Source organism: Streptomyces specialis, from assembly GCF_001493375.1.
Lineage (GTDB): Bacteria > Actinomycetota > Actinomycetes > Streptomycetales > Streptomycetaceae > Streptomyces > Streptomyces specialis.
The window spans coordinates 444383-457377 of sequence record NZ_LN929896.1 but is presented as its reverse complement, the minus strand read 5'-3'; the positions used below and the strand labels follow the sequence as shown (position 1 = coordinate 457377).

General features: G+C 74.2%; 9 protein-coding genes. 8 read left to right on the top strand and 1 reads right to left on the bottom strand.

The features are described 5' to 3' along the window. Positions 1 to 358: 358 nt before the first annotated feature. The 4 genes from BN2279_RS20210 (at position 359) to rpmF (ending at position 6024) form a co-directional block, all read left to right on the top strand. Complete coding sequence (locus BN2279_RS20210) at positions 359 to 2536, top strand: ATP-binding protein (RefSeq protein ID WP_234348018.1); 2178 nt, start codon at positions 359 to 361, stop codon at positions 2534 to 2536. Between the two features lie 120 nt (positions 2537 to 2656). Next, entirely contained in the window at positions 2657 to 4216 is a 1560-nt protein-coding gene (locus BN2279_RS20205; protein ID WP_059011645.1) for a PucR family transcriptional regulator, read from the top strand. Positions 4217 to 4343: 127 nt separating this feature from the next. Next, on the top strand, positions 4344 to 5795 hold the full coding sequence (locus BN2279_RS20200) for an aldehyde dehydrogenase family protein (RefSeq protein WP_059011643.1): 1452 nt from the start codon (positions 4344 to 4346) through the stop codon (positions 5793 to 5795). A 58-nt stretch (positions 5796 to 5853) separates the two neighbouring features. Next, positions 5854 to 6024: a 50S ribosomal protein L32 gene (rpmF, locus tag BN2279_RS20195; RefSeq protein WP_059011641.1), complete on the top strand. Its 171-nt coding sequence runs from the start codon at positions 5854 to 5856 to the stop codon at positions 6022 to 6024. A 15-nt stretch (positions 6025 to 6039) separates the two neighbouring features. Here rpmF and BN2279_RS20190 read toward each other — a convergent pair whose 3' ends face one another. Then, positions 6040 to 7065 carry a TRM11 family SAM-dependent methyltransferase gene (locus BN2279_RS20190; RefSeq protein ID WP_059011639.1) on the bottom strand — a complete coding sequence of 342 codons (1026 nt, stop codon included), beginning with the start codon at positions 7063 to 7065 and terminating at the stop codon, positions 6040 to 6042. Positions 7066 to 7240: 175 nt separating this feature from the next. On the opposite strand from BN2279_RS20190, the gene BN2279_RS20185 reads away from it, so the two are divergent. The 4 genes from BN2279_RS20185 to ispG all read left to right on the top strand — a co-directional run bounded on the left by BN2279_RS20185 (position 7241) and on the right by ispG (position 12987). Further along, on the top strand, positions 7241 to 9142 hold the full coding sequence (locus BN2279_RS20185; protein WP_059011637.1) for an acyl-CoA dehydrogenase family protein: 1902 nt from the start codon (positions 7241 to 7243) through the stop codon (positions 9140 to 9142). A gap of 41 nt (positions 9143 to 9183) precedes the next feature. Next, a complete protein-coding gene (gene dxr, locus BN2279_RS20180) occupies positions 9184 to 10455 on the top strand; it encodes a 1-deoxy-D-xylulose-5-phosphate reductoisomerase (protein ID WP_059011635.1) in 1272 nt (423 codons plus the stop codon). After that, complete coding sequence (locus tag BN2279_RS20175) at positions 10452 to 11756, top strand: M50 family metallopeptidase (RefSeq protein ID WP_059011633.1); 1305 nt, start codon at positions 10452 to 10454, stop codon at positions 11754 to 11756. Before dxr ends, BN2279_RS20175 begins: the two co-directional genes overlap by 4 nt. 76 nt (positions 11757 to 11832) lie before the next feature. Continuing rightward, the gene (ispG, locus tag BN2279_RS20170; protein ID WP_059011631.1) at positions 11833 to 12987 is read left to right on the top strand and encodes a flavodoxin-dependent (E)-4-hydroxy-3-methylbut-2-enyl-diphosphate synthase; all 1155 of its coding nucleotides are present in this window, start codon (positions 11833 to 11835) and stop codon (positions 12985 to 12987) included. Positions 12988 to 12995: the final 8 nt, after the last annotated feature.

Genomic DNA, 12995 nt, shown 5'->3' with positions numbered 1-12995 from the left:
GTCGTGGAGTGTTCGCCGCGACCTTGTGGCCGGTATGGAGTACGGGCCGCCGCGGGGTCCGGCGAGCGCCGGCGGCGAGCGGCTCCGTCCGGACGGGCCCGGCCGGGTGCGCCCTGCACTAGATTTGACCGCCGAGGCTTCAGTCGGCCGATGGCGTGAGCAGGGGGCTTGGCACCGCATGAGCACCAATGGCGCGCGGGACGCGCGGGAGACACGTGAGGGCGCCCGGCCCGCCACGCGGCCCACCGGCACACCCCCGGCTCCCCGGCAGCCCCCGGAGGCCGAAGGCCCGCCGCTCGTACGCTGGTTGCACACACCGCGTCCGGCGGCCAGGCCCGGAGTCTGGCGGGCGGGCCACGTGCCGAAACCGCCGGAGGACCCCGACCGCCTCGGCGACCGCGAGCTGCACGGCGGCGCGCTGCTGGCGCTGCTGGCCGGCTGGCTGATCTGGTCCTTCTACCACAACGGCTATCTGGACATGGTGGGCTGGCCGCTCGACTGGCTGGGCGCCGATTCCTGGGGCTCCTCGGCGGTCGGCCCCACCCTGCTGGACCTGTACAACCTGCTGTTCGCCTGCCTGCTCGCCTGGTTCTTCGGCCGCGTCGGCAACGCGCCCCGGCTCTGGCGCCGCTGGCGGCCCGCCGTGCTGCGCCTGGTCTGCGGGCGCGCGGACATCGAGCCGATGAGCCGCCGCGACACCGTCCGGGCCACGGCTGCCCTGCTCGCCGGGTACGCCGCGTGGCGGCTGAGCTTCGGGGGCATATGGGAGTTCTGGCTCGAACCGCTCTACGCCGTCGTCCCCGACTCCTGGTGGGAGGACGGCGACACCACCGCGTACACCGTCACCTACAACCTCTACTACGTGATCTACACGGCGCTGCTGCTCGCCGTCTTCGGCGCGCTCGGCGGCTGGCGGGCCGTCGCCCGGCGCTACCCCGTCGCCCCGCCACACCGGCGCGGCGGCGCCGCGACGGTCCGGGACCGCGCCGAGCTGGCCCGGCTGACGGACTTCACCGAGCTGCGTGCCGCCGGCGCGGACGGGGCCGCCGACCGGCTCGCCGACGAGGTGCGCGGCGGACGCATGGGCGACCTCGACTACGCCCGGATCACCCACGCCTGGCAGGCCGTCAGGGCCCGGCCGACCGCGCTGCCCGCGTTCGCCGCGGCGGCCCGCGCCCCCGGGGCCGCCGCGTTCGTCCCCCCCCCCGGCGCCCGCGACCTGCCGGTCAGGGCCGCCCAGCACGACCTGCTGACCCGTCAGGTCCGCATCGGCCACGCCCCCGACGAGGAGCGGAACCCGTACGAGTACCGGGGCGAGGACGTCGCCCTCGACCCGGCCGTGCTCGGCACCTCCCTGCTGGCCGTGGGGCCGCCCGGCTCCGGCAAGACCGGCCGCGTCATCCGGCCCGTCACCGAGGCCCTGTGCCTGCACGCGCTCACCGGCCAGGCGGCCGTGGTCGCGGTCGGCACCGCCAGCAGCGCGCTGGGCCCCGACCACGCCTTCGACGTCATCGTCCGCGTCGGCCACCCGGACGGCACCCACCAGCTCGACCTCTACGGCGGCGCCACCGACACCGACGAGGCCGCCACGCTGGTGGCCGAGGCGCTGGTGGGCGGCTCGCGCACCGACCCGCGCGAGGCGGCGGCCGTCCTGGTCCAGCTCATCGGCCCCTACCAGGCGGCGTACGGCCGGCTGCCCGGCGTGCCCGAGCTGCGCGCCATGCTCGACGGCGCCCCGGCCCTGCTGGCCACGCTGCGCGAGGACCTCCGGCTGGCGGGCGCCGTCGGCCAGGAGCGCGAGCTGGACGCGCGGGCGCGGCAGGCGCAGCGGCCCGACGACCTCGGGCCGCACCTGGCGGACCGGCTCGCCCTGCTGGACCGCGCCGGGTTCTCGCACACCGCGCGGGCGTTCTCCCTCAACTCCCTCGTCCACCCGCTGCGGGTCCGCGTGGACCTGCCCGCCACCGGGCACGCCGAGGCGGGCCGGATCATCACCCGGCTGCTGCTCGCCCAGTTCACGGCGGCGGTCACCGCGCGGCCCGACCGTTCGCTCTTCGCGTGCCTGGTGCTGGACGACGCCACCGCCGCCATCACCGCCGGCACGGTGCGCGGGCTGACCCATCTCCGTCCGGCCAACGCGGGGGCCGTCCTGGCGCTGCGCACGCTGGACGACGTTCCGCCCGAGCTGCGCGCCGGGCTGCTGGGCGCGGTCGGCTGCCGGATGGCGTTCTCCGGCATCACCACCTGGGACGCCGAGCATTTCGCGCGGGCGTGGGGCACGGAGTGGAGAGAGGACCAGGACGTCACCCGCACCCCCGACCGCAGCGGTGGTGTGATGAAGCGCACAGTGCGCGGAATCCGGAAAGTCTTCACCGGCCGGGACACCACCACCGAGTCCGTCACCGTGCGCCGGGTCGAACGGGAGCGCTGGTCGGCGTCCGAGCTGGCCCATCGTGTGCCCCCGCGCCACGCGGTGCTCTCGCTCACCACCGTCGCGGGCGAGCCAGGACCGCCCGTCCTGGTGCGGTTGGGCTGACCGGCGAAGCCCGGGGTTATGGCCGATACCCACCGCATATGCCACGGGCGCCATCGGCGGCGGGACACCTCCGCTGTACGGTGAGGACACGTGTCGTCCCGGCTCTTCACAAGGTGACTCATGCGGCCGACTCTCGCGACGCTCGTCCAGCACTCCGCGCTGAAACTCGGCGTGCTCGCGGGCGAGGACCGGCTCGACGCCGAAGTGCGCTGGGCGCACGCGAGTGAGCTGGCCGACCCCGCGCCCTGGCTGGACGGCGGCGAACTGCTCCTGGTGACCGGCGTGAAGCTGCCCGTCCACGACGAGGCGGAGATGCGGGCGTACGTCGCGCGGCTGGTCACCGCCGGGGTCGTGGGGCTCGGCTTCGGCGTCGGCGTGAACCATCCGCGGGTGCCGCCCGCGCTGCTGGCCGCCGTCCGGGACGCCGGGCTGCCGCTGCTGGAAGTGCCGCGCCGGACGCCGTTCATGGCCATCAGCAAGGCGGTCTCGGCCGCGATAGCCGCCGAGCAGTACCGGGCGGTCACCGCCGGGTTCGCCGCCCAGCGGGAGCTGACCTCGGCGGCGCTGTCGGCGGGCGGCCAGGACGCGCTGGTCGAACGGCTCGCCACCCAGGTGGGTGGCTGGGCCGCGCTCTACGACCTGACCGGCGCCGTCACCGCCGCCGCCCCCGGCTGGGCCGGGCGGCGGGCCGCGAAGCTGGCCGCCGAGGTGCGGCGCCTCGCCGACCGCCCGGCGCCCGCCGCCGTCGTCTGCGCGACCGCGCCCGAGGACGACCGGGTGGAGCTCCAGACCGTGGGCAGCGGCTCCGCGCCCAGGGCCGTGCTGGCCATCGGCACGAGCGCGGCGCCCGGTACGGCCGAGCGGTACGCGGTGCAGTCGGCCGTCGCCGTGCTCACCCTGCTCACCGAGCGGTCCAGCGCGTACCGGGCGGCGGACGCCAGGCTCGGCGGAGCGGTGCTGCGGATGCTGCTCAGCGGCGAGCCGGACCACGCCCGCGCGGTCGCCGGGCAGTTGTTCGGCGGCCTGCTGGACGCGCCGCTGCGGCTGCTGGTCGCTGCGCCCGGGGCCGACGCGAAGGCGCTGGAGGCGCTGACGACGACGGTGGAGTCGGCGGCGGCGCGCGCCGGGGAGTCGGTGCTGACGGCGGCGGGCGGCGACGGGCTGGGCATCGTGGCGGCGGACGGCGGCGCGGTGGTGGCGGCGTGCCTGGCGTACGCCCGGGAGGAGCCGCGTTCCCGCGCCGAGGGCCTCGCCCTGGGCATGTCCGCGCCGACCGGTCCGGCGTCGGCGGACGCGGCGTACCAGCGGGCCAGGCAGGCGGCGCTGGTGGCCCGTAAGCGAGGCCGGACGCTGGTGGAGCACGACGACGTCGGCACCGGCTCCGTGGTCGCGCTGCTGGCGGACGACGCGGTGCGGGCGTTCGCGGACGGGATGCTGCGGGCGCTGCGCGAGCACGACGAGCACGGCCGCGGCGATCTCGTCGTCTCCCTGCGCGCCTGGCTGGCCCGCCACGGCCAGTGGGACGCGGCGGCGGCCGACCTCGGGGTCCACCGCCACACGCTGCGCTACCGGATGCGGCGCGTGGAGGAGATCCTCGACCGCTCGCTGGACGACCCGGACGTCCGGATGGAGCTGTGGCTGGCGCTGAAGGCCACCGCCACGCCCGACCGTCCCGCGTAGCCCCGGCCCCGCCGGAACGGCGTACGCGGGCGGCCCGCTCCGACGGGCCGGACAAGGACCCGCGCCGCCGCCACCCCCTACGGTGGGAAGCGGGACACGACAGCAGCGAGAAGGGCGGCACCCCGCGATGAGCACAGCGACATCCCACCCGTTCTGGCCCGCCGGCCGGGCGGCGACCGGCGAGCGCACCCTGGAGGTCACGTCGCCGGGGGACGGCGGCGTCGTCGGCCCGGCCGCCGTGCCGACCGCCGCGCAGACCGAGGAGGCCGTCGCCGCGGCGGCGGCCGTCACGGCCGAGTTCGCCGCCACGCCCGCGCACGTCCGGGCCGCGGCCCTCGACCATGTGGTCCGCGGGCTCGGCGAGCGCGCCGAGGAGATCGCCCGGCTGATCAGCGCGGAGAACGGGAAGCCCGTGAAGTGGGCGCGGCGGGGGGTGTCCCGCTGCGTCTCCGTCTTCCGCTGGGCCGCCGACGAGGCCCGCCGCTTCAACGGCGGCACGGCCCAGCGGCTGGACGCCGACGCGGGCGGCGCCGGCCGGCTGGCGCTCACCCGCCGGTTCCCCTACGGCCCGGTTCTCGGCATCGCGCCGTTCAACTTCCCCCTCAACCTCTGCGCCCACAAGATCGCCCCCGCGCTGGCCGCCGGCGTTCCCCTCATCCTCAAGCCGGCCCCCGCCACCCCGCTCAGCGCGCTGCTCCTCGGCGAACTGCTGGCCGGGACCGACCTGCCCGCCGGGGCCTGGAGCGTGCTGCCGGTGCCCAACGAGGCCATGGAGCCGCTGGTGGCCGACCCGCGGCTGCCGGTGATCTCGTTCACCGGCTCCGTCCCGGTCGGCTGGTCGATCCGCGACGCGGTGCCGCGCAAGCGCGTCACGCTGGAGCTGGGCGGCAACGGCGCGGCCGTCGTGCTGGCCGACTACGCCTCCGACGCCGACCTGGACCACGCGGCCGGGCGCATCGCCACGTTCTCCAACTACCAGGCCGGCCAGTCCTGCATCTCCGTGCAGCGCGTCATCGCCGACGCCGCCGTCCACGACCGGCTGGTGCCGCGGATCGTCGCCGCCGTGGAGGCCCTGGTGACCGGCGACCCGTCCGACGACGCCACCGACGTCGGCCCGCTGATCGACGAGGGCGCCGCGCGGCGCGTGGAGTCCTGGGTGCGCGAGGCGACCGAGGCCGGCGCGAAGGTCCTCACCGGCGGCACCCGGGACGGCGCGACCTTCGCGCCGACCGTCCTGGCGGATGTACCGGCCGACGCGAAGGTCTCCCGGGAGGAGGTCTTCGGCCCGGTCCTGACGGTGACCCGGGTGGACGGCGAGGAGGAGGCGTTCGCCGCGGCCAACGCCTCGAAGTTCGGCCTCCAGGCGGGCCTGTTCACCCACGACCTGCGCGCGGCCTTCCGCGCCCACCGGGCCCTGGAGGTCGGCGGCGTGGTGGTCGGCGACGTCCCGTCCTACCGCGCGGACCAGATGCCTTACGGCGGCGTCAAGGACTCGGGCGTCGGACGCGAGGGCGTGCGGTTCGCGATGGAGGACTACACCTATGAGCGCGTGATGGTGCTCACCGGGCTCGACCTCTAGGGGACGGCCCCCCGGGCTGGGGTGCAAACGAGAACCGTTTTCATATAGGCTGCGCGGCATGGCCGTTCCCAAGCGCAAGATGTCCCGCAGCAACACCCGCCACCGCAGGGCCCAGTGGAAGGCGACCCCGCCCGACCTCGTGCCCGTCGTCATCGACGGGCGCGAGCACCGGGTCCCGCGCCCCCTCGTGCGCGCCTACCAGCGCGGGCTGCTGCGGCCGGCGGACTGAGCGACCGGCGGCCGGTCAGTCCGCCGGCCGGCGGGCCACCACCACGTCCCGCAGGACCGCGTGGTCGACGCGGTGCCGGAAGCCCCGGTACGGCTCGTCCTCCCGCACCTCCAGCCCCTGCCCGGCGAGCAGCGCGGCCAGCTCCTCGCGCGGCGCCGCCTGCGCGTTCCACGCGATCCCGATCGCGCCGCCCGGCCGCAGCAGCCGGGCCCAGACCGGCAGGGCCGTCGAGAGCAGGCCCAGCGGACCGCGGGACGTCTCCCCCCGCGAGGCGCCGCCGTGGGGCGCGTCGGTCACGATCAGGTCGAACGACGCCGGGCGGAAGAAGTCGCCGCACGCCGCCGTGTCGGCGTGGATCATGGTCAGCTCGATCGCCTCGCCCTTCTTGTACGACTCCTTCGACTCGCCGAGCGTCACGTGGAGACGGCGCCCCAGCGCCCTGCGGTCGCGGCGGACCGTGGTGGTCGCGGCCTGGTGCTTGATCCGGCTGTCCTTCAGCCAGTGGCGCAGGAAGTTGCCGTACGCCTCGAAGCTCTTGGCGTCCCGCTCCACCCCCGCCGCGTCCAGGCCGTACATCACCGCCTGGTTGAGGGTGGTGCCCCGGCCGCACAGCGGGTCCAGCACGCGCAGCCCGCCGTCCAGCAGCCGCTCGGGGGTGTCGCAGGCCATCGCGGTGACGTTCAGCAGCAGCTTGGTGAAGTCCTCATCGGTCTTGCCCGGGTACCTCTGGGCGGTGATCAGATCGCCGCCGAACTTGTCCAGGCGTGGCACGTCGAGGGGCGTCAGCCGGCCGTCCGCGATCTCGAAGACCGCGTACAGCGCCGACAGGTTCGCCAGGTACCGCAGATCGTCCCCGGTCAGCTCCGGCGCCCGGAACGTCAGATACGGCACCCCGCCGAGCGTCGTCCCGCCCACGTCCGTGAGCCGCCCGCCCAGGACGGTGTCGTTGAGGACCAGCAGCTCCGCGCGGGCCAGCGCGGAGGCGAACCTGGCGTACCCGCGGTGGTGCGAGGGGATGAGCAGAAAGCCGTACGTTCTCATGGCGCCGGAATCCTACGCGCCCCGGAACGGCCCGTGTCCGCGCGGTGGCACCCGCCGTCGGGCCGGGCGACGCTCTGTGTCCGGATATGTGTCGAACTGCTTCGGATTCCGGTTCCCCGCTGCCGAGAATGGGTACATACGCACCAGTAGTTCTCATCCGGGCGAGGTGAGCGACATGACCGTCTCCGAGCGCGAGGCCCGCCGGGTCGCCGAGGCCGCCAGGGACCAGGAGTGGCACAGGCCGAGCTTCGCCAAGGAGCTCTTCCTCGGCCGGTTCCGGCTCGATCTGATCCACCCCAGGCCGGTCCCCGACGAGGACGCCGCCCGGGTGGGCGAGCGGTTCCTCGACCGGCTCCGCGCCTTCTGCGTCACCGGCATCGACGGCGCCGCCATCGAGCGGGACGCCCGCGTCCCCGACGAGGTGATCGCCGGGCTGCGCGAGCTGGGCGCGTTCGGCATGAAGATCGCGACCGCGTACGGCGGCCTCGGCCTGAGCCACGTCCACTACAACCGGGCCCTCGCGCTCGTCTCCTCCGCCAGCCCCGCGGTCGCCGCCCTGCTCTCCGCCCACCAGTCCATCGGCGTCCCCCAGCCGGTGACGCTGTTCGGCACCGACCGGCAGAAGCGGACGTTCCTGCCGCGCTGCGCCGCCGGGGCCATCTCCGCCTTCCTGCTCACCGAGCCCGACGTCGGCTCCGACCCGGCCCGCCTGGCCACCACCGCCGTCCGCGACGGCGACGCGTATGTGCTGGACGGCGTGAAGCTGTGGACGACCAACGGCGTCATCGCCGAGCTGCTGGTCGTCATGGCCGACGTGCCCGGCCGGGGCGTCACCGCCTTCGTCGTCGAGGCCGACTCGCCGGGCATCACGGTCGAGCACCGCAACGCCTTCATGGGCCTGCGCGGCCTGGAGAACGGCGTCACCCGCTTCGAGCGGGTCCGCGTCCCCGCCGCGCACCGGATCGGCGCCGAGGGCGCCGGCCTGAAGATCGCCCTGACCACCCTCAACACCGGCCGCCTCTCGCTGCCCGCGATGTGCGTCGGCGCCGGGAAGTGGTCGCTGCGCATCGCCCGCGAGTGGTCGGCGGCCCGCGTCCAGTGGGGCAGGCCCATCGCCGAGCACGAGGCGGTCGGCGCCAAGCTCTCCTTCATCGCCGCCACCACGTTCGCCCTCGAAGCCGTCCTGGAGCTGACCGGCGAGCTGGCCGACGAGGACCGCCACGACATCCGCATCGAGGCCGCCCTCGCCAAGCTCTACGCGAGCGAGATGGCCTGGCGCGTCGCCGACGACCTGGTCCAGATCCGCGGCGGACGCGGCTTCGAGACCGCCGACTCCCTCGCGGCCCGCGGCGAGCGCGGCGTCCCCGCCGAGCAGCTCCTGCGCGATCTGCGCATCAACCGCGTCTTCGAGGGCTCGACGGAGATCATGCACCTGCTGATCGCCCGGGAGGCCGTCGACACCCACCTCCGGGTCGCCGGGGCCCTCGTCGACCCGGACGCCAGCTTCACCGAGAAGCGGAAAGCCGCCACCGCGGCCGGCGCCTTCTACACCCGCTGGCTGCCCTCCCTGGCCACCGGGCGCGGCCAGCTCCCCCTGGCCTACGGCGACTTCCACATCTCCCGCCACCCCGACCTCTCCGCGCACCTGCGCTGGACCGAGCGGTCCTGCCGCCGGCTGGCCCGCGCCACCTTCTACGGCATGTCCCGCTGGCAGGGGCGACTGGAGGCCAAGCAGGTCTTCCTCGGCCGCGTCGTGGACATCGGCGCCGGGCTGTTCGCCATGGCCGCCGCCTGCGTCCACGCCGAGCGCCTGCGCCGCGGATCGGAGCGCGGCCGGGAGGCGTACGAGCTGGCCGACGCGTTCTGCCGCCAGGCCCGCCTCCGGGTGGACGACCTCTTCCACCACCTGTGGCGGAACACGGACGAGACCGACCACGGCGTCGTCGCCGCCCTGCTCGAAGGGCGCCACACCTGGCTGGAGGAGGGCGTCCTCGACGCCTCCACGGAAGGCCCCTGGATCGCCGAAAGCCCGCCCGGCCCCTCCGGCAGGAAGAACGTGCACCGCAGGATCGGCTGACCGGTGGGTGGAGTGCCCCGCCGACGCGTCATGATGGAGGAATGACCGAGAGCCCCGTCTGTCTCGCCGACCCGCATCTGCGCTATCCGGCCCAGCCGCCGCCCGAGGGGCCCCGGGAGGTGGTGATCCTCGGCTCGACCGGGTCGATCGGCACCCAGGCCGTGGACGTCATCCTGCGCAACCCGGGGCTGTTCACCGTGACCGGGCTCTCCGCAGGCGGCGAGCGGGTGGACCTGCTGGCCGAGCAGGCGCACCGGCTCGGGGTGCGGACCGTGGCCGTCGCCCGGGAGGACCGGGCCCCCGCGCTGCGCGAGGCGCTGCGCGCGCGGTTCGGCGCCGGCGAGCCGGTGCCCGGGGTCCTGGCCGGCCCCGACGCCGCCGCCCACCTCGCGGCGAGCCCGTGCCACACCGTGCTCAACGGCATCACCGGCTCGATCGGCCTCGCTCCCACCCTGGCCGCCCTGGAGGCGGGCCGGGTCCTCGCCCTGGCGAACAAGGAATCGCTGATCGTCGGCGGCCCGCTGGTCACCGGGCTCGCCAAGCCGGGCCAGATCGTCCCCGTGGACTCCGAGCACTCCGCGCTCTTCCAGGCGCTGCTCGGCGGCACCCGCGCCGAGGTCGCCAAGCTGATCGTCACGGCGAGCGGCGGCCCCTTCCGCGGCAGGACCCGCGCCGAGCTGGCCGGGGTCACGCCCCGCGACGCGCTGGCCCACCCGACCTGGGACATGGGCCCGGTCATCACCATCAACTCCGCGACCCTGGTCAACAAGGGGCTGGAGGTCATCGAGGCGCACCTGCTGTACGGGATCCCGTTCGACCGCATCGAGGTCGTCGTCCACCCCCAGTCCTACGTGCACTCCATGGTCGAGTTCACCGACGGCTCGACCCTCGCCCAGGCGAGCCCGCCCGACATGCGGATGCCGATCGCGCTCGGTCTCGGCTGGCCGGAACGCGTTCCCGCCGCCGCGGCGCCCGTGGACTGGTCGCGCGCGCACACATGGGAATTCCTCCCGCTGGACACCGATGCCTTCCCCTCGGTGCCGCTCGCCCGGAAGGTGGGTAGCCTCGGCGGTACCGCGCCCGCGGTGTTCAACGCGGCCAACGAGGAGTGCGTGGACGCCTTCCTCGCCGGTCTGCTGCCGTTCACCGGGATCGTGGACACCGTCGCCCAGGTCGTCGAGGAGCAGGGCACCGCCGGCTCCGGAACCTCGCTGACCCTTCCGGACGTCCTGGAGGCGGAGGCCGGGGCGCGCCGCCGCGCCCGGGAGCTGGCCGGGACGGCCGGCCGAGCGAACCAGGAGATGACCGCATGACCGCCCTGATGTTCATCCTCGGCATACTCATCTTCGTCCTCGGGCTGCTGTTCTCGATCGCCTGGCACGAGCTGGGACACTTCTCGACCGCCCGGATGTTCGGCGTGCGGGTGCCGCAGTTCATGGTGGGCTTCGGCCCCACCATCTGGTCGCGCCGCCGGGGGGAGACCGAGTTCGGGATCAAGGCCGTGCCGCTCGGCGGCTACATCCGCATGATCGGCATGTTCCCGCCCGGCGACGACGGCAAGATCCGCAAGCGCTCCACCTCGCCGTTCCGCGGCCTGATCGAGGACGCCCGCGCCGCCGCCTTCGAGGAGCTGCGGCCTGGCGACGACAAGCGCCTGTTCTACACGCGCAAGCCGTGGCAGCGGATCATCGTGATGTTCGCCGGCCCGTTCCAGAACCTGATCCTCGCCGTGGTGATCTTCTTCGGCGTGCTGATGGGCTTCGGCATCAACACCCAGACCACCACCGTCGCCACCGTCTCCGAGTGCGTCATCGCCCAGAGCGAGGAGCCCCGCGACTGCCGGGCCGGCGACACCCCGGCCCCCGCGGCGGCGGCCGGGCTCCGGCCGGGCGACACCATCGTGGCCTTCGACGGCGAGCCGATCGAGGAGTGGAGCACCCTCCAGAAGCGCATCCGCGAGACGACGGGCGAGGCCGTCATCACCGTCGAGCGCGAGGGCCGCACGCTGGACCTGCGCGCCGACCTGATCGAGAACCAGGTCGCCAGGACCGACGGCGACGGCGGCTACGTGGAGGGTGAGTACGTCACCGCCGGCTTCCTCGGCTTCTCGCCGGCCAGCGGCATCGTCAAGCAGGATTTCACCGAGGCCGTCACCCGGATGGGTGACATCATGGTCGGTGGTGTCGAGGCGCTCATCGACATCCCGTCCGAGATCCCCGGTCTGTGGGACGCCGCCCTCGGCAACGGCGAGCGCGAACAGGACTCCCCGATGGGCGTGGTCGGCGCGGCCCGCGTCGGGGGCGAGATCTTCACCCTCGACATCCCCGCCAGCCAGCAGATCGCCACCGCCCTCTTCCTCGTGGCGGGCTTCAACCTGTCGCTTTTCCTGTTCAACATGCTGCCGCTGCTCCCGCTGGACGGCGGACACATCGCGGGCGCCGTCTGGGAGTCGATCCGGCGGACCTACGCCAAGGTCACCCGGCGGCCCGACCCGGGCCCGTTCGACGTGGCGCAGCTCATGCCCGTCGCCTATGTCGTCGCGGGCGTCTTCGTCTGTTTCACTCTTCTGGTCCTAGCGGCGGACATTGTCAACCCGGTAAGGCTGACCGGCTGATGTGCCGTAGGCTCGGGGACCGGGAGCCCGCCCTCCGCAGGGCCCATCGAACCGCACCGTGGGGTCGCACGCAGTCATGACAGCCATCTCGCTGGGAATCCCGTCCGTACCGGTCAAGCTGGCCGAGCGCCGCGCCAGCCGCAGGATCCAGGTCGGATCCGTGCCCGTGGGCGGCGACGCCCCCGTATCCGTGCAGTCGATGACCACGACACGGACGTCCGACATCGGGGCGACGCTCCAGCAGATCGCGGAGCTGACCGCCTCCGGCTGCCAGATCGTCCGGGTGGCCGTCCCGACGCAGGACGACGCCGACGCGCTCCCGGTCATCGCGCGCAAGTCCCAGATCCCGGTGATCGCCGACATCCACTTCCAGCCGAAGTACGTCTTCGCCGCGATCGACGCGGGCTGCGCCGCCGTCCGCGTCAACCCGGGGAACATCAAGCAGTTCGACGACAAGGTCCGGGAGATCGCCAAGGCGGCCGGCGACGCGGGCACCCCGATCCGCATCGGCGTCAACGCCGGCTCTCTCGACAAGCGGCTCCTCGCCAAGTACGGCAAGGCCACCCCGGAGGCGCTGGTCGAGTCGGCGCTGTGGGAGTGCTCGCTCTTCGAGGAGCACGGCTTCCGCGACATCAAGATCTCCGTCAAGCACAACGACCCGGTCGTCATGGTCAACGCCTACCGGCTGCTGGCCGCCCGCTGCGACTACCCGCTCCACCTCGGCGTCACCGAGGCGGGCCCGGCGTTCCAGGGCACCATCAAGTCGGCCGTCGCCTTCGGCGCCCTGCTCAGCGAGGGCATCGGCGACACGATCCGCGTCTCGCTGTCGGCCCCGCCGGTGGAGGAGGTCAAGGTCGGCACCCAGATCCTGGAGTCCCTCGGTCTGCGCGAACGCGGGCTGGAGATCGTCTCCTGTCCCTCCTGCGGCCGGGCGCAGGTCGATGTCTACAAGCTGGCCGAAGAGGTCACCGCCGGGCTCACCGGCATGGACGTGCCGCTGCGCGTCGCCGTCATGGGCTGTGTCGTCAACGGCCCGGGGGAGGCCCGCGAGGCCGATCTCGGCGTCGCCTCCGGCAACGGCAAGGGCCAGATCTTCGTCAAGGGTGAGGTCATCAAGACCGTTCCCGAGTCCAGGATTGTGGAGACCCTGATCGAGGAGGCCATGAAGCTGGCCGAGGCCATGGAGAAGGACGGTGCCGCCTCCGGCCGGCCAGAGGTCTCCGTGGGCTGACCGGCAGC